Raw genomic sequence first — 16,666 nt, 5'->3', positions numbered from 1 at the left:
ATTACATTGACTTTATTATCTAGTATGCTTGAATACAACAAAAATTTTGTAGAGAACAAAGATTATGAGCAGTATGTGACTTCTAAAGTCCCTGCTATGAAAGCTGTATTGTTAACGTGTATGGATACAAGATTACAGGAGTTATCTACTAAAGCACTTGGCTTAAAAAATGGTGATGTTAAGACTGTTAAAAATGCCGGTGCTACAATTACTCATCCTTATGGATCTACAATGCGTAGCTTACTTGTCGGTATCTATGCATTAGGTGCTGAAGAAATCATTATTATGGGTCATAAAGATTGTGGTATGGGCGCCCTTGACGTTGAAAAAGTAAAATCAACGATGAAAGATCGCGGTATCAAACAAGAAGTGATGGATACTATCATTCATTCTGGTATTGATGTCGATCACTTCCTTGGTGGATTTAACGATGTTTATGAAAACGTCCAAGAAAACGTTAAACTCGTATACAACCACCCACTATTCGATCGCTCAGTACCTGTGCACGGCCTCGTAATCGAACCGCATACAGGTGAAGTAGAATTACTTGTTAATGGATATGATCATGTAGAAAAATAACCTTTTAAAAAAGAGTGAAATGCTAATTACAGCATTTCACTCTTCTTTTATTCAATTAAATCATGCTGAAATGCATAGATGACTGCCTGTGTTCTATCCTGTACTTCTAATTTACTCAAAATATTACTCACATGCGTCTTAACTGTTTTAATTGTAATATGGCTTGCATCAGCAATTTCCTGATTAGAATAACCTTTTGCAATGAGTAAAAGAATCTCTTTTTCTCGTTCAGTAAGCATTTCATGCAGTTCAGCTTTTTGATTCAGACGATATCTCATCTTCGCCATTACTTCTTTTTCAAATACAGATTCACCGGCATAAGTTTTATATATCGCATCACGAATTTCTTCAGCGCTGCTTGTTTTAAGAATATAACTGTCTACACCAGCATCTAAAGCGCGATAAACTTCCTTGTCTTCGATAAAACTTGTCAACATAATCACTTTTACTTCAGGCATCCTGGCTTTAATTTGCATGGTTGCTTCAATGCCATCCATTTCATCCATTACCATGTCCATCAATACAATATCGGGAGACAGCGTTAAGGTCTTTTCAATCCCTTCTTTGCCGTTACTCGCTTCTCCAACAATTTCGATATGCTCCTGCATTGATAAATAACTTGAAATACCGATTCTAACCATTTCATGGTCATCTACAAATAAAATGCGCATGTTATTCCTCCTTGATTGGGACTTTTACTTCTATGCGAGTGCCTGACTGTGGTGCTGAAATAACATGACAAGTACCACCAATCTCTAAGGCTCTTTCTTTCATCGTATGTAAACCGTATCTTGTATCATCTATTTGATTAATATCAAAGCCTAGACCATCATCTGTCACTCTCAATATAACACGGTTACCCGTTTTAAATAATTCAATCGTAATATGCTCTGCTTTAGCATGTCGTAACGTATTGGATATTGATTCCTGAGCAATTCGAAAAAGATGATCTTCTACACCTTTTTCAAGTTTAATCTCTTCAATATCCGCGTTGATATTTAATGGTATCTTTTGTTTCAATTCTTTAATAAGCTGTATTAATCCTTGTTCTAACGTTTTGTTTTTTAAACCGACGGGTCTTAAATGTAATAGCAACGCTCTCATTTCTAATTGTGACTCATGGAGCATTTTCTCTAATAGATTAAGTTGTTTGCTTACCTGTTCAGCATGATTTGCTGATTTTAAAGCAGATAGCATCATGCTTGCCGCAAAAAGCTGCTGACTTACCGAGTCATGTAATTCTCTTGCAAGTCGCTGACGCTCCTCTTCTACAATTTGCTTCACCGTCTCTTCGTTTAATGTATGAACATCATTGATTACAAGCTGATTTTGACGTTTAACGTCTTCGATGATTGTACTTACATGTTCTAAAGTTTTCATGATTTCAATAACTTCTAAATCTTGATTTAAATTATCCAGTGTAATCTTCTCTCCGTCACCAAGCCGCGATATCATTTCCTGAATATCTGAGTACTGCTCATTTTGGCGATATGCAAGTATCGAACCCATAATAATACAGGCGAGTATTACGATCACATTTAAAAAAAGTATAGCCGGAACGCCAACGATCTGTGTGTAAAACATACCTTGAAAATAGATGATATTTACAAAAATACGGTCAAGCACGAAAAATATTACGGCAAGACTATAAGTAAGTATCAATAAAGAACCAATCATTCTCGTATAGTTATTCATCGGTACTGCACCTCTAAATCTCCGACGATTGATGATACAAAAAGTTTGATCACTACTTTATTAGGATATGCATCTGATTCGTAAGTCAAACGTTCATTTCGTGCCTTCTTAGTATACGCATCCTGAATATTAAGTTGGCCATACATCGTTGTATAATCCACTTTTACCTGGTAGTGATAAGGTACAGTAATAGTCGTTTTACCAATCATATTGCGCACAACTACAATATTAATCTCTTTTAGATTTGCTGCCTGACTTAAATCAATATTTAAATCACCAATCGCATGTTGCAGATTGATATCTTCAAATTTATACACTCTGTCTGGTGTTGACTGAAAGCTAAACAAAGATTGTTTATTGATGATCATCTTATTATTTTCTGTCTGGATGACTTTCATCGGTTGACGTTTATAGATAATATATCTGATTGCAACGATAATAATGAAACTAAACAAGACGATTAAAGTATATGGATTAGATAGTAAACCAAACATCAACATGATTAATCCAATCCACAAAATGATAAGCCCGCGCAGATTTTCTTTCATGTTCTGGCTTAAGTAAATCAGTGCAATTGCTACAACAATAACAAGCAGCATCCCAATTTTAACAAAGAATATGTAATACAGGTTCGATAACAGTATCAATGTAAAAAAGATGATTAATAACTCTGAACTAACAATTTGTTTCACATATACACTTCCTCTTTATTTTACATTGGATAATAATAATATTTCATATTGTATATTTCTTTTTTCTTCTTCTAAGTTTAACAGTAATGATTCAATTTCATCAATATCATTATCAATCGTATTAAGTTTATTGATCAAAGGTTGACGATTGTTCTTTAAATGTTCTGTCGGTTTAATTTCATATGTTTCAAGTACAGATTGTAATTGTTCCTTTTCAGATGTTAACTGCATCATTTCATTTTGTTTTATATTTTTTAATCCATTGATATCAGCTAGACGTTTATAAGCTGAAGCTGTCCTAAAATACATAAAGTTCTGAACGCAGGCTTTGACAGTATTGTTTAAGTAATGTTTTATCTTTTGCATATTCATACCCCATTCGTTCCGTAGTATCACCATTATAAAAAAAATTCCACAAACATATAAGCGTCTGTGGAATGATTATTGACTACAACTAAAGTAGTATGATTAATCTTCTAATTTTGTAAGTAGCAATGGACCATCTTTTGTAACGACTAGTGTATGCTCGATTTGTGCGACAAAACTTCTATCTTTCGTCTCAAATGCCCACTCATCTTTACCGTCAGAAACAATTGTTGCTTTAGATGAGATGAAAGGTTCAACAGCTAATACCATACCTTCTTTTAACAAAGTTTTATCCATTGGATCATAGTAATTCATAATATGCTTTGGTTCTTCATGTAAACTTTTACCGATACCATGTCCAGTTAGGTTTTTAATAACTGTTAAGCCATTTTTACGTGCTGTCGCGTTTACTGCACGTCCGATATTACTGAGTTTCGCACCAGGTTTAATCTTCGTCATCGCTTCATTAAATGCCATTTCAGCACAATCCACTACTTTTTGTTTCATAGGGTCATTTACTTCACCTACAACAAATGAAATACCTGTATCTGCATAATAGCCATCTTTACATGCAGATACATCGACATTTACTAAATCTCCATCATTGATAACACGTGGCCCCGGAATACCATGTGCTACCTCTTCATTTACACTAATACATGTGTATCCTGGGAAGTCATATTCAGTGATTGGCGCTGATTGAGCACCGTGCACCTCAAATAATTCTTTGGCAATATTATCAAGCTGTTTAGTTGTCATACCAGGTTTCGCCTGTTTCTTAAGTTCATCACGTATAAGTGCTACAATACGTCCAATTTCTTTAAGTCCTTGTAAATCTTTTTCTGATGTTACGATCATGTTTATCTCTTCTTTCAATTAAATTTATGCATATGATATGCGTAAATATCGATTAATTTCATACGAAGGTATTGATTAATTTGATTAATAACCATATCATATATTCGTCACTGTTTATTATAACAAAGATTATGCAGTATACTACTTTTAAAAATTGGAATGATGAAATGAAAATAAAATGGACGAAAAAATTAATCGGTGCCCGCACGATTAAAACCGGGCTTGCAACCTTTTTAACTGCAGTAATATGTCAATTTTTTAATTTACCACCGATATTTGCTGTAATTACTTCAATCGTATCGATAGAACCGACAGCACGCGCTTCTTTGAAGAAAGCTTTTATCAGATTTCCTGCTTCTATACTCGGGGCATTTATCGCTGTAATGAGTACATACTTTTTAGGAGATAGTGCGTTAAGTTATAGTATTGCGGCAACACTGACTTTGTTTGTTTGCTATAAACTTAAGTTATATGATGGCATGCTTGTTGCCAGTCTTACTGCAGTAGCTATGGTGCCTAATATTCATCAGGATTTTGCATTTAACTTCTTTTCAAGACTAGCAACGACAACTATCGGTTTAACAACAGCTACTGTCGTCAATTTCTTTGTATTACCACCAAAGTATCATACGCAGATCGCGAGTCTTATGGATATATTGGAATCAAAGTTAATGGCGATGCTTGTAAGGCGTTCGACTGAAATCAATGCTAACCTTGCTGATTTAAGCGGCACTTTGCCGATGATGGAGCAAACAAATAAATTAATCGCAAAGATTGATACTTTACTGGCATATGAAAAAGAGGAATTGCATTTTCATAAAAATTTAGAAATTGAGTACGAATTGACTAAGTTACGTCATCGACTTGATGTTAACCGTCTCATTCAGCTGCATATTAATCATATGATACTCATTCCAAATGGGACGACCTTTGAAATGACAATAGAAGAAAAGAAAGCACTCAATGAACTTATGAAAGCATTTGAATCATTCGGTAAAGATCGCACTTACCATCCAGACAAATCATCGCTGAGTTTACTTAAAAATAGCGTGAAGCATTTAACTGAATTTGATGATAATCAAATGAAAAGTCATTACATTTATGAACTGCTGATGATCAATAGATTACTTGCTGATCATCCAAATAAAAAGAAACAAGTCTAATTACGACTTGTTTCTTTTTATTTGATTATCTATTTAATTCTTTCAAACAATACGTTATTTTCCAGATGTACATGTTGGAAAGTATCACGTTCAAGCATTGCTAAACGTTGGTATACAACTCTAAATGTACCACAAGCATCCATCGGTGGTGTAAAGTCGGACGTCATTTCACGCATGCGTTTTAAAATATTACCTGCACCGTCATGTTCTGTTTCAAGTTCAGCAATATGAGGTGCAAGTTTAGTCTTTAAATCTTCTGTCGGATTGTTTGTATATTCGATGACAAGTGGAAATACATTCTCATCTTCATCTTTAGTGTGATCTAATAATTCATCACGTAGCTTCAGTGTGAGTTCTTTTAGTTCTATTAGATGTGGATGACGTTCACCATGCACTTTTGCTACTTTCGTTACATAAGGCATTAAGTTCTTAAATTCTTCTGCAAGTGGTTTATGATATTTATTTTGAATGTAATTGATAAGCGCTGCATTATCTAAATACTGTACATCAATCGTTCCATCACTACCATTATCTAAAGCGTTAATTTCTTCTAACAATGCATCAAGTGGCTTACTTTTTTCGTTGATAGCCTCTGATAACGGAATATTACCCCCACAGCAGAAATCGATACGGTTACTTCTAAAAATATCTGCTGATTTAGGCGATTGTTTTACGATATCTGAAACGAGCATTTCTTTAGTGATCATGTTTTTTTCCTCCGATTAATTTTAAATTTTTTTATTGATTCATTTTATATAAGCATTTTTACTTCTTTTAATTAACTGCTTTCAGCTTTCTTTGATGTTGTATCCAGGCTTTAGGTTGATATACACAGAAAGGCTCCGATTCCATTAAATCTCCTGTTACGGCGTATGCACGACTTCTTGAACCCCCACATACATATCTGAATTCACACATGCCACATTTACCTTTGAATAGATCAGGGTTACGTAAGTTTTGTAATATTGGTGCGTTTACGTATATATCACTGAGTGGTTTTTGTCGAATGTTTCCACATGAAACAGGAAGCAGGCCACTCGGATAAACGTGTCCTAAATGTGATACAAATACAAAGCCATTACCATCATTGACACCTTTAGGGGCACGACCTAATCCATCAATTGTATTGATATCCATCGTTGTTAAACTGTCTTCATATTTAATTGCATCAAACGTCCCAGATTTTTTCATTTCACGAATCTGTTCCTGAAGCACGACGCGTCGATAATGTTGTGCAGAAGTTGTCTTAATGCCAAATGAAGCTGTCTTACGTAATTTATTTAAGAAACGAAATACTTCTTCATGTTGTGCTGGGGTGACCATATCACTTTCTTTTCCTCGACCCGTAGGAACTAAGAAAAAAACTGACCAAAGTACACAACCTAAATCTTCAACCATCTGAGCCATCTCTTCTAAATAATCAATATTATAGCGACTAATCACCGTATTAATTTGTAATGGCATCTTTAATTCTTTTAAATATTGAATTGCGTTCATCGTTAAATCAAAGCTACCTTCTGTACCTCGGAAATGATCGTGGATTTGTTTATTCGGTCCATCTATACTGAATGCCCAACGAGATAAACCGACATCTTTTGCACGCTGCATATTTTCTTTTGTGACATTTGGAGTGGCACTCGGTGTCATAGAAACGCGAACACCTTTTTCAACTGCATAAGCTGACAATTCGAAAATATCTTCTCTCATCAAAGGATCGCCACCGGTAAATACAAGCATCGGTCCGTTCATCTGTGCAATATCATCAATCAATGCTTTACCCTCATCCGTCGTTAGCTCATATGGATTGCGATTAATTTGTGCTTCAGCTCTGCAATGTAGGCAATGTAGCTCACAAGCACGTGTTACTTCCCAGATGACGATAAATGGTTTCTCGTTATAATCTATCAAACAAATCCCTCCCCGAACTTATAAGTCGATTATACACCTAAAAGATATATTTTAAATACATCTTTAAAAGAGTTTGATAATTTGTCACAAGATTGTTGGGCGGTTCTCTCTATGAATCGGCCCAAATCAATATAAACGGGGCGATTCCCCAACAGAATCGCCCCATAACAATTTCATATTTATTTCTTGTCTTCCACTAATCGCTTTACAATAACTTGTTTCGCCGCTTCTTCCACACTATTATCGAGGCGCATTTCAGGAAATGCCATACCGATACGTTCACAAGCTTGTTTCAGAAGATAATCAGTAATCTCATGGTTTTTCGGTAAGATCGGTCCGTGTAAATACGTTCCTAATAAATTCTTGTAATGAATGCCTTCTTTTTTATCTGTGTCGTTATTACCATAACCACTGACAACATGACCTAACGTATTGTAATCATGATATGTTCTCCCACCATGATTTTCAAATCCAACGATTTGACCGAATGTTTCAGATTCAATCACGATATTTCCTGTTAAACGGTCTTTCTTAGATTCAGTATAGAAATCTAAAATATGCAGCCCTTTTAATTCCTGGCCATCTGGCGTAATATATTTTTCACCTAAAAATTGATAACCACCACAGATGGTTAGTGCTGGCATACCGTCTTCAATTGCTGCTTTAAAATCATCTTTAACACGGAACAAATCATCAGTTGCAATCTTTTGTTCACGGTCACTCCCTCCACCGATAAACAATATATCTGCATCGCTGATCTTAATGCCTTGTGTCGTATTAATATCTGTAACATTCACTTTCAGTCCGCGCCATTTGGCACGTTGTTTCAAAGCAATAATATTTCCGATATCACCATATAAATTTAACTTATCCGGCATAAAGTGAAATACTTCGATAGCTCTATTCATTTCCTTTACCTCCTTCAAAGAATTGATTTAATGCCTGATGCATCGGTTCTAAAGATGTATAGTTTGGAATACATACTGTGTACTCAGGTCGTTTTAGTATTGTATGTGTCGCTTCCTTTATATTTTGATTCACATAAATTTCAGCACCAATTTCAGCATACTTCAATCGCAATGCAATCTCTTCAGCTCTATTTCCTGTACACATAATATAAGGTATATTTTGACGTGCTAACTTTTCAAAATCAGCATCCCAAATCCACGAAATGTCTCGTCCATCTGCACCATTATCATTTAATGCGATTAGATAGGATTTCTCACCTTCAATTTTTTCACCGACGGATAAGCTTGCATTCAATCCAGCTGGGTTCTTCGCTAAATTGATAATGGCTTGTTTGTTTCCTTTTTCGAAGTTTTGCATACGCCCATTATCGCTTGTGTAGGTTAAAAATCCTTTTTCAATCGATTTGTCATTTAATCCGAGTTCACGTAAAACTGCGTATGCTGCAATGATATTGAAGACATTAAAGTCGCCTGCAATCTTCATATTAAATGTATGTCCGTTAATCGTTGGATTTAAGAATGGTGTCTCAGTTAATGCTTCTACTTCATATTTCGGTGTATTTCTATTAAAGCCACACGTACAAGAATAATGTCCAATCTGATTATAATGAATCCAATCATAATGGAGCATTTTACCGCAATTTGGACAGTATTTACTTTCAATCATTGAACTTTCTTCAAAGTTATGAATATGATTTTTCATACCATAATATGTCACTTTATTACTCGCAATCTTTAAACGTGAAACAAACGGATCATCTGCATTTAAGATGAGTTCTATCCCTCGTCCTTTTATGTTTTCAGCGATTCTATCGACTAATATATCTATTTCACCAAAACGATCCATCTGATCACGGAAGAAATTCGTAAACACCATCTTTGTCGGAGTCATTTCTTTTAGTACACGTGGAATAGAGCCTTCATCGATCTCAATAATCGCTAATTTTGTATCTTTTGAAGATTGTACGATGAAACTTGATGTAATACCAGCAGCCATATTGGCACCTTCTGTATTATGAATAATGCTAATATTATTTTGTTTCAATGTATGTCCGATTAAATTACTTGTCGTCGTCTTCCCGTTTGTTCCTGAAATAAAGACCACTTCATCAACTTCGGCACTTAGTTTCTTTAATATTTGCGGATCAATTTTACGCGCAACCTGACCTGGCAAATCTGTTCCGCGTTTACCTGCCATAATGCTTAAACGTCGTGCAGCTTTCGCTAAATTTTTTGCAGCAAATTTTTTCATAGTAACCTCCTAATTTCAACAATTTATTATATCACTTCATAAATAATTAGTATAAATATTTGTTGCGAATAAAAAAATGTATGGATGATAATCTATTAATTACCAATGATATTATTATCTAATCTTTTTACATTATATTATAATGAATTTATCTTAAAATTGGAGGGAATATCTATGTTATCAACAGAATTGACTGCCGCATTAAATAAACAGATGAACGAGGAATTCGCAGCAGCACATGCATACATGGCAATGGCTGCATATTGTGCTAAAGAAAGTTATGACGGGTTTGCTAACTTTTATGAACAGCAAGCTGCTGAGGAAAGATTCCATGGTACAAAAATCTATAATTATTTAAATGACCGCGATCAACATGCCAAGTTCTCAGAAATCCCTGCACCAAAGACAGAATTTTCAAGTGTTTTAGATACCTTTGAAGCAGGACTTGCACAAGAACAACAAGTGACTGCAAACTTTTACAATTTAGCGGAACTTGCTAAGAATGATAAGGAATTCTCAACGATCTCGTTCTTAAACTGGTTCTTAGACGAACAGGTTGAGGAAGAAGCGATGTTTAAAAAGCACATTGATTACATCAGACGCATTAAAGACGATGCAAATGCATTATATTTATATGAGAAAGAACTCGGTAAACGTAACTTTAGTGAAGAAGAATAATCAGTTATGCTCTACACCTCTTATGAGGTGTTTTTATTTTGTCAAAATTAGGGTAATCCCCTACTTGTATTATATAAAATGGCGTGATAAGCTATTCGTAAATGATAATCAATATCAATCAATTAAAGAAGGTGTCATAATGATTCATGTCGCAAACGCTACACTCGGCACAACATATAAAATAAAATCGATGCTATTTGACAATGCGATGGTGATGCATCGATTACATGCATTAGGTTTCACTGAAGGTAGTGAAATTAAAGTGCGACAAAAAAGTTTATTTAAAGGTCCCTGCACTTTAGATATCAATGGTCAACATGTTTGTATCCGCAATTGTGATGCTTGTAAAATCATGCTGGAGCAAGTTCATGAATAGTAGAGCATTCTGTATACTAGGTAATCCAAATGTAGGGAAAACTTCACTGTTTAATGCACTGACAGGCAGTTATGAGTATGTCGGTAACTGGAGCGGAGTCACTGTTGAGAAAAAGATGGGTACTTTAAAGAATAAAACAGGTAATCTTATTGATTTACCCGGCATCTATGATTTGTTACCTCTTTCTAAAGATGAAACAGTGGTAACAAATTTTTTATTGAATGAACATTTTGAAGGTATGATTAATATAATCGATGCCGCACAACTGAAACGTAATCTACTGTTAACTGTCCAGCTTATGGAATACGGTGCACCGATGATGATTGGATTAAATATGGTCGATGTTGCAACAAAACGTGGTATCCATATTAACATTGATTTATTAATGAGAAAGTTGAAGACACCGATTATTCCAGTTGTCGCACGAACAGGCAGAGGTTCAACAGATGTGTTACATGCACTGGATGATACATTATCTGCTAACCGTCCGCTTAAAATAACGTATGATGCACCGATTGAATCTGCAATAGCAACAGTTATTCAAATATTACCTGATAATTTATCAATTGAGCGAAAACGTTATCGTTTCCTTGCTATTCAATTTTTATTGGGTAATCCGGTTGTTGAATCTTATCTGGATCAGGATACGCTTAAACAACTGATACCGATTAGAAACCAATTGGAAAATGAACTCACTACAAGTGTTAAATCACGTATCCATCACGCACGTATACAGTTCATTGAGCAAGTACTAACTGATGTTATCACATATCCTGATGAAGATAAGCAATTTCTTACAGAACGTCTAGATCGTATTGTGACGCATCGCATATTTGGTATACCGATATTTTTATTTTTAATGTGGCTCATCTTCCAGACGACGTTTACATGGATTGGTACCCCACTTTCAGATCAACTTGACAGTTTCTTTGCCGGTCCATTAACGGATACTGTAAAAAATGTAATGCAATCACTTGGTGTTATGCCTTTCCTACAAGATTTAGTGACGGATGGTATTATTGCTGGGGTTGGTGGTGTATTAGTATTTGTACCGCAAATCCTTGTCTTATTCTTCTTTATTTCTTTGCTTGAAGACTCAGGATATATGGCGCGTATCGCTGTCATTATGGACCGAGTGATGGAGATGTTTGGACTAAACGGTAAATCATTTATTCCTATGATTATTGGTTTCGGCTGTAATGTTCCTGGGATTATGGCCGCTAGAAGCATTGAAGAAGAAAAAGAAAGACTTACAACCATACTTATTGCACCGTTTATGTCATGTTCCGCAAGATTACCGGTATACGCATTATTTGCTGGTGTATTCTTTAAAGAACATCAGGCACTTGTGGTACTCAGTCTTTATTTAATCGGTATCATCGTAGCGTTAATGGTAAGCTTTATTTTATCGAAGACAGTGCTCAAAAACGATACTTCCATCTTTATTGTAGAGCTGCCGCCTTATCGTCTCCCTTCACTTAAAACACTGTGGAGAAGTACATGGGAAAAAGGAAAAGGATTTGTTAAGAAAGCAGGTACATTTATCTTTGGTGGGTCTGTGCTTATCTGGCTACTTAATTATGCAGGACCAGGAGGATTAAATGTAGATGTTGATGACAGTTTCCTAGCGATGATTGGAGGATTTATTGCACCACTGCTAATTCCACTTGGATTCAGTTCATGGCAGGCAGGCGCAACACTTATTCCGGGATTTCTAGCAAAAGAAGTTATCGTAAGTGCGATGGCCATTATCTATGCAGTAAAAGACGATGCCCTCGTCTCTATGATCCACGCACAGTTTACACCGCTTACTGCGTATGCATTTATGCTTTTTATATTACTTTATATACCATGTCTATCAACAGTTGCTGCAATACGTAAAGAAACGTCATCATGGAAATGGACTTTTATAGCGATGCTATATCCTATCGCGACTGCGTATTTATTAACGATGGCTGTATATCAAATCGGCAGATTATTTCTTTAGGAGGAAAGCTTATGTCAATACTTATCAACGTATTACTGTTCATTCTAATATTTGGATATGCAACTTATACGCTTTATAAGTTCTTTAAGAAATCTAAAGCCGGTAAGTGCAACAGTTGTGATCTAAACGACAGCTGTGGTTGTGATAATCTGCATCAAATTAATTTTGATAATGTAAAGAAGTAACTAGATTGCCTATTAGGCAGTCTAGTTATTTTTTTGCGTAATACATGTTAAAATACATCATAATTATTAATCGAGGTAAACGATATGAATTCATTTATAGCATTAGATTTTGAAACAGCTAATGGGAATCCCGCTTCAATTTGTAGCGTCGGTATGGTAAAAGTCATCGATAATATGATGACTGAAACTTTTTATACATTAGTAAATCCTGAAACTTATTTTAGCGCATCTAACATTCAGGTCCATGGTATACATGAAGATGACGTTCAGGACGCACCAACCTTTGAACATGTTTATCCATATATGCTCGATTTTATCGGTGATCTTCCGGTCGTAGCACATTTCGCGCAATTTGACATGAAAGTATTACATGCTTCTATAAAAAAATATCATTTCGATATGCCGACACTGCCATATTTCTGTTCGGTCATTATGGCGAGAGATACGATAAAGAATCATAGCTATAGTTTAAAGAATATGATGGCCTATTATAAACTGGATTTCTACGGGCATCATCATGCCTTAAATGATGCTAAGGCATGTGCAATGATTACAGTAAGATTGCTGAAACATTATACAGACCTTGAAGAATACTTTTCAACGAAACGCCGAAAAAAATATATCAAAAGCATTTCGACTACTACGAAAAACCAAAGCATGTCACGCTATCACCGCGAATTAAGCAGTATAAAATCTACTACAGCAGTAATTGACAAAAGTCATCCTTTTTATAATAAACAAATTGCAATTACAGGAACACTTCATAAAACAAGAAAACATATTGTGCAGTATATCGTTGATAACGGTGGTAATTATACAGATGATATCGAGCAGGCAGACATATTAATCAGAGGAAGACAAAAGACCGATAAACCTTCTAAAAAAGAAGGTGTTGTCCGAAATAAGATTGCTTTAGGACACGATATTACTATTATGAGCGACGATAAATTACAGCAGATGATTGCTTTTTATCAATCAATATAAAAACACGACTACTTCTTATGAGTAGTCGTGTTATTTTTGATAGTCTTTTTAATGGTGTGACGGTTCACTGGTCGTTCTAATTTATGATCAATCCAGAATAAAAATCCTGCAACTAAAATAATACCGATAAGCGGCAACACCTTAAAACCGTGTTCTACTGTTTCCATAATATACATCATAATGAGAAGTGCAGTTATACCAATGATTGCAAATTTAAATTTCATAATACTTCCTCATTTCTAAAGAAAATCATATATTGTTAGATTTTCATACACTTTATTTTTTAAATTACCCACAGAGACGCCTACTAAACGTATATTGTTAAACTCCTCTTTTAGGTCAGTATATAATAACACAGCTGTATTATAAATGGTATCCGCTTGATCTGTAAAGTCTATTATTTTTGTTTGCTTTGTATGTGATTCAAAGTCACTAGTTTTTATTTTGACGGTGATCGTATCACTTACTTTGTTTAAGTCCTGAAGTTTTAATGCTACTTTTTCTGAGTGCGTGCGCATTGTCTGTAAAATAAACGCTTCATCCTGAATATCATGAGAAAATGTTGATTCCTTACCAATTGATTTTCTTACTCGGTCCATATTTATTATGTCAGAGCCAATACCTCGTGCTTTTTGGTACAAACTACTGCCTTTCTTACCGAATAATTCAATTAACTCAAGTTCAGATTTATCACGTAAATCTTTGCCGTTCATTATCTTAAGTCTTTGCATCTTCTCCTCTGTCACTTTCCCTACACCAGGAAATTCACCGATTGGAAGGTCAGATAATATCTGTTCAACATTCCCGTAATGGATAACTGTTAAACCATTTGGCTTATTCATACCTGAGGCAATCTTCGCTAAAAATTTATTATAAGAAACACCAGCTGAACACGTTAGATTTGTAGCAGTCATAATATCTCTTTTAATAAAAGCTGCAATTTGACTTGCACCAAGATCTTTACGTACAAGATGTGTTATATCTAAATACGCTTCATCTAGTGATACTGGTTGTACAATATCAGTGTAGCCTTTAAATATCGACATTATTTGACTCGACACTTCTTTATATACATCAAATCTAGGACTTACATAATAGCCGTCTGGACACAACTGATGTGCACGTGCAGTAGGCATGGCACTATGCACACCAAATTTACGCGCTTCGTAACTCGCCGTTGCCACAACACCACGATTGCGACTCTTTCCACCAACGATAACAGGTTTACCTTTAAGCTCAGGATTATCCCGCTGCTCAACTTGTGCATAGAATGCATCCATATCGATGTGAATGATTCTTCTCTCCATATTATCACTTCTTTAATTTTCTAGTACTTTAATTATATATGAAAAGTGCGTGAGAAGATAATTCGGGATACTTCCGTGTGGAAGCGGTTGTATTTCTTTAATACTACCGCTTGTGAAAACAGCCACATAACAAAAAACACAGACTACAAAAGTCTGTGCTTGAATAACTAAATCTATTTCAATCTCTCATCTAAACCATATTGATACGGTACCCCTAAATGTTCTCTCAACGTACTTCCTTCATAATCTTTATGGAAGACACCACGTTCCTGTAAAATTGGAACAACTTCATCTACAAATCGTGCTAAATCTGTTTCAAATACATCTGGTATAATCCAGAAGCCATCTGCTGCACCCGCTTCAAACCACTCTGTTAAATGATCCGCTGTTTCTTTCGCCTCACCTAAAGTTACTGGATGATAATCAATAACAGAATGATAGATAATATCACGCAATGACCAACCTTCTCGTGCAACTTTTAATACATTTTCAATGCGAGGATCTGAGTATGCATCAATCTCTACTCTATCCAGAAGTTCATGAGGAATCGGCTTTTCTAAATCTGTTGGTGATAATCTAATACCTAAAACCATACTAATATGTTGAACACGTTGATAGACTAAACTTTCGTCCATAAATTTGGCATGACGATCTAATGCCTCTCGTTTACTATCTGCAACAACCGGCATTAATCCTGCAATAAATTTAATCTCATCCGGATTTCTACCAGCATCTATTGCTGCCTGGCGTAAAGCATTACGTGTTTCAATGCCCTGTTCAATCGTCCATACTTCACCAATCATCGCATTAGCATAACGTCCTGCAAAAGCAATACTTGCTGGAGAACCACCAGAATGGAAGATTACGGGTTGACCTTGTGGTGATGGTGGCATCGGTAATGCACCATTCGCCTGATGATACCTACCATTTAAATATACTTTTTTAACTTGATTATAATCAGCAAATACACCACGCGTTTTATCCGCTTTCAATGCATCTTTACCCCAAGTCCCCCAGAAATGTTGTACCATGTCAACAAATTCATAATGACTTTCATAACGTGCTTGTCGATCCATTAATGTTACGCCAAAGTTTTCAGCGACTTGAGGACTTGAACCTGTTACTGCATTCCAGGCGATACGACCACCACTCATTAAATCCAGACCTTTAAATTGACGGGCTACAGTATATGGAGTATTCCACTGCGTATGTACAGTATTGGCAACACCAATATGCTTTGTAGCTCTTAATATAGCAGTAGAAGTAATAATTGGCTCTAATGTCATACCTGGTACATCACGGTTATCATTAGGGACTGCGCCAGGAAAATCACCGATAAAGATAAATTGAAATTTACCCTTTTCAGCCATCTGTGCGTAGCGAATATCCGCTTCAATATCAGGATACGTACTTACATTAACATCTTCACTCATCCAGGCCTTTCCGTTCGCACCAAACGTACCGGTAAATCCTAAACCTAACAACATCTGCTTATTATTTGTCATAGCTTCTCCTTTACTTTTCATAAATCATTTAGTAGCTACATGATAAAGCCTGACTACTTTAAAATCAATTCACATTACTTGTACAAATGTCCTATAAAAATTTTCCAATAAAAAAAGCCCATTTGAAGAGCTTTAATCAATAAGTATTTCAGAATTATTTATT

The 16,666-nt window shown here is 35.4% G+C and carries 19 protein-coding genes; 7 read left to right on the top strand and 12 right to left on the bottom strand.

Annotated features, from left to right (window positions below; genetic code table 11):
- The first annotated feature begins 6 nt into the window (after positions 1 to 6).
- The gene (locus tag BHU61_RS07615) at positions 7 to 579 is read left to right on the top strand and encodes a beta-class carbonic anhydrase (RefSeq protein WP_111715866.1); all 573 of its coding nucleotides are present in this window, start codon (positions 7 to 9) and stop codon (positions 577 to 579) included.
- 47 nt (positions 580 to 626) lie between these two features.
- On the opposite strand, the gene BHU61_RS07610 is transcribed toward BHU61_RS07615, so the two are convergent.
- From BHU61_RS07610 to map, 5 genes are all read right to left on the bottom strand, one after another.
- Complete coding sequence (locus tag BHU61_RS07610) at positions 627 to 1,250, bottom strand: response regulator transcription factor (RefSeq protein ID WP_111715864.1); 624 nt, start codon at positions 1,248 to 1,250, stop codon at positions 627 to 629.
- Position 1,251: 1 nt separating this feature from the next.
- The gene (locus tag BHU61_RS07605) at positions 1,252 to 2,274 is read right to left on the bottom strand and encodes a sensor histidine kinase (RefSeq protein ID WP_111715862.1); all 1,023 of its coding nucleotides are present in this window, start codon (positions 2,272 to 2,274) and stop codon (positions 1,252 to 1,254) included.
- The gene (gene liaF / locus BHU61_RS07600; RefSeq protein ID WP_111715861.1) at positions 2,271 to 2,966 is read right to left on the bottom strand and encodes a cell wall-active antibiotics response protein LiaF; all 696 of its coding nucleotides are present in this window, start codon (positions 2,964 to 2,966) and stop codon (positions 2,271 to 2,273) included. Before liaF ends, BHU61_RS07605 begins: the two co-directional genes overlap by 4 nt.
- A 15-nt stretch (positions 2,967 to 2,981) precedes the next feature.
- Positions 2,982 to 3,332: a hypothetical protein gene (locus tag BHU61_RS07595; RefSeq protein WP_111715859.1), complete on the bottom strand. Its 351-nt coding sequence runs from the start codon at positions 3,330 to 3,332 to the stop codon at positions 2,982 to 2,984.
- 102 nt (positions 3,333 to 3,434) lie between these two features.
- The gene (gene map / locus BHU61_RS07590; RefSeq protein ID WP_111715858.1) at positions 3,435 to 4,190 is read right to left on the bottom strand and encodes a type I methionyl aminopeptidase; all 756 of its coding nucleotides are present in this window, start codon (positions 4,188 to 4,190) and stop codon (positions 3,435 to 3,437) included.
- Positions 4,191 to 4,357: 167 nt separating this feature from the next.
- Between map and BHU61_RS07585 the strand changes: the two genes are divergently transcribed.
- A complete protein-coding gene (locus tag BHU61_RS07585) occupies positions 4,358 to 5,353 on the top strand; it encodes an FUSC family protein (RefSeq protein ID WP_111715856.1) in 996 nt (331 codons plus the stop codon).
- A gap of 29 nt (positions 5,354 to 5,382) precedes the next feature.
- On the opposite strand, the gene scdA is transcribed toward BHU61_RS07585, so the two are convergent.
- From scdA to murT, 4 genes are all read right to left on the bottom strand, one after another.
- Positions 5,383 to 6,060, bottom strand: coding sequence for an iron-sulfur cluster repair di-iron protein ScdA (gene scdA, locus BHU61_RS07580; protein WP_111715854.1), 678 nt, complete (start codon positions 6,058 to 6,060; stop codon positions 5,383 to 5,385).
- A gap of 67 nt (positions 6,061 to 6,127) precedes the next feature.
- Positions 6,128 to 7,267: a TIGR04053 family radical SAM/SPASM domain-containing protein gene (locus BHU61_RS07575; RefSeq protein WP_111715853.1), complete on the bottom strand. Its 1,140-nt coding sequence runs from the start codon at positions 7,265 to 7,267 to the stop codon at positions 6,128 to 6,130.
- A gap of 173 nt (positions 7,268 to 7,440) precedes the next feature.
- Positions 7,441 to 8,169, bottom strand: a complete 729-nt coding sequence (gene gatD, locus BHU61_RS07570; RefSeq protein WP_111715851.1) for a lipid II isoglutaminyl synthase subunit GatD — start codon at positions 8,167 to 8,169, stop codon at positions 7,441 to 7,443.
- Positions 8,162 to 9,481: a lipid II isoglutaminyl synthase subunit MurT gene (gene murT / locus BHU61_RS07565; protein WP_111715849.1), complete on the bottom strand. Its 1,320-nt coding sequence runs from the start codon at positions 9,479 to 9,481 to the stop codon at positions 8,162 to 8,164. Before murT ends, gatD begins: the two co-directional genes overlap by 8 nt.
- A gap of 174 nt (positions 9,482 to 9,655) precedes the next feature.
- Between murT and BHU61_RS07560 the strand changes: the two genes are divergently transcribed.
- The 5 genes from BHU61_RS07560 (at position 9,656) to BHU61_RS13680 (ending at position 13,691) form a co-directional block, all read left to right on the top strand.
- The gene (locus BHU61_RS07560) at positions 9,656 to 10,159 is read left to right on the top strand and encodes a ferritin (RefSeq protein WP_111715848.1); all 504 of its coding nucleotides are present in this window, start codon (positions 9,656 to 9,658) and stop codon (positions 10,157 to 10,159) included.
- Between the two features lie 64 nt (positions 10,160 to 10,223).
- Positions 10,224 to 10,535 (top strand): FeoA family protein, encoded by a 312-nt coding sequence (locus tag BHU61_RS07555; RefSeq protein ID WP_338066927.1) that lies wholly within the window; start codon positions 10,224 to 10,226, stop codon positions 10,533 to 10,535.
- Entirely contained in the window at positions 10,528 to 12,522 is a 1,995-nt protein-coding gene (gene feoB / locus BHU61_RS07550) for a ferrous iron transport protein B (RefSeq protein WP_111715846.1), read from the top strand. The genes BHU61_RS07555 and feoB overlap by 8 nt, the downstream gene beginning before the upstream one ends.
- An 11-nt stretch (positions 12,523 to 12,533) precedes the next feature.
- Complete coding sequence (locus tag BHU61_RS07545) at positions 12,534 to 12,707, top strand: FeoB-associated Cys-rich membrane protein (protein ID WP_111715845.1); 174 nt, start codon at positions 12,534 to 12,536, stop codon at positions 12,705 to 12,707.
- Between the two features lie 84 nt (positions 12,708 to 12,791).
- Positions 12,792 to 13,691, top strand: coding sequence for an exonuclease domain-containing protein (locus BHU61_RS13680; protein WP_111715843.1), 900 nt, complete (start codon positions 12,792 to 12,794; stop codon positions 13,689 to 13,691).
- An 8-nt stretch (positions 13,692 to 13,699) separates the two neighbouring features.
- Here BHU61_RS13680 and BHU61_RS07535 read toward each other — a convergent pair whose 3' ends face one another.
- The 3 genes from BHU61_RS07535 to BHU61_RS07525 all read right to left on the bottom strand — a co-directional run bounded on the left by BHU61_RS07535 (position 13,700) and on the right by BHU61_RS07525 (position 16,503).
- Positions 13,700 to 13,915: a hypothetical protein gene (locus BHU61_RS07535; RefSeq protein WP_099581060.1), complete on the bottom strand. Its 216-nt coding sequence runs from the start codon at positions 13,913 to 13,915 to the stop codon at positions 13,700 to 13,702.
- A gap of 15 nt (positions 13,916 to 13,930) precedes the next feature.
- A complete protein-coding gene (gene dinB / locus BHU61_RS07530) occupies positions 13,931 to 14,998 on the bottom strand; it encodes a DNA polymerase IV (RefSeq protein WP_111715841.1) in 1,068 nt (355 codons plus the stop codon).
- Positions 14,999 to 15,171: 173 nt separating this feature from the next.
- Positions 15,172 to 16,503 (bottom strand): NtaA/DmoA family FMN-dependent monooxygenase, encoded by a 1,332-nt coding sequence (locus tag BHU61_RS07525; RefSeq protein WP_111715840.1) that lies wholly within the window; start codon positions 16,501 to 16,503, stop codon positions 15,172 to 15,174.
- Positions 16,504 to 16,666 lie beyond the last annotated feature (163 nt).

The sequence above is a fragment of the Macrococcus epidermidis genome (assembly GCF_003259695.1).
Taxonomy (GTDB): domain Bacteria; phylum Bacillota; class Bacilli; order Staphylococcales; family Staphylococcaceae; genus Macrococcoides; species Macrococcoides epidermidis.
The sequence above is the reverse complement of the archived record's forward strand: the minus strand, read 5'-3'. Positions and strand labels throughout refer to the sequence as shown.

Coding starts and splice junctions, on each gene's coding strand:
- BHU61_RS07610 (WP_111715864.1), bottom strand. CDS start 1,250: ATGCGCATTTTATTTGTAGATGACCATGAAATGGTTAGAATCGGTATT.
- BHU61_RS07605 (WP_111715862.1), bottom strand. CDS start 2,274: ATGAATAACTATACGAGAATGATTGGTTCTTTATTGATACTTACTTAT.
- BHU61_RS07595 (WP_111715859.1), bottom strand. CDS start 3,332: ATGCAAAAGATAAAACATTACTTAAACAATACTGTCAAAGCCTGCGTT.
- map (WP_111715858.1), bottom strand. CDS start 4,190: ATGATCGTAACATCAGAAAAAGATTTACAAGGACTTAAAGAAATTGGA.
- BHU61_RS07585 (WP_111715856.1), top strand. CDS start 4,358: ATGAAAATAAAATGGACGAAAAAATTAATCGGTGCCCGCACGATTAAA.
- scdA (WP_111715854.1), bottom strand. CDS start 6,060: ATGATCACTAAAGAAATGCTCGTTTCAGATATCGTAAAACAATCGCCT.
- gatD (WP_111715851.1), bottom strand. CDS start 8,169: ATGAATAGAGCTATCGAAGTATTTCACTTTATGCCGGATAAGTTAAAT.
- murT (WP_111715849.1), bottom strand. CDS start 9,481: ATGAAAAAATTTGCTGCAAAAAATTTAGCGAAAGCTGCACGACGTTTA.
- BHU61_RS07560 (WP_111715848.1), top strand. CDS start 9,656: ATGTTATCAACAGAATTGACTGCCGCATTAAATAAACAGATGAACGAG.
- feoB (WP_111715846.1), top strand. CDS start 10,528: ATGAATAGTAGAGCATTCTGTATACTAGGTAATCCAAATGTAGGGAAA.
- BHU61_RS07545 (WP_111715845.1), top strand. CDS start 12,534: ATGTCAATACTTATCAACGTATTACTGTTCATTCTAATATTTGGATAT.
- BHU61_RS13680 (WP_111715843.1), top strand. CDS start 12,792: ATGAATTCATTTATAGCATTAGATTTTGAAACAGCTAATGGGAATCCC.
- BHU61_RS07535 (WP_099581060.1), bottom strand. CDS start 13,915: ATGAAATTTAAATTTGCAATCATTGGTATAACTGCACTTCTCATTATG.
- dinB (WP_111715841.1), bottom strand. CDS start 14,998: ATGGAGAGAAGAATCATTCACATCGATATGGATGCATTCTATGCACAA.
- BHU61_RS07525 (WP_111715840.1), bottom strand. CDS start 16,503: ATGACAAATAATAAGCAGATGTTGTTAGGTTTAGGATTTACCGGTACG.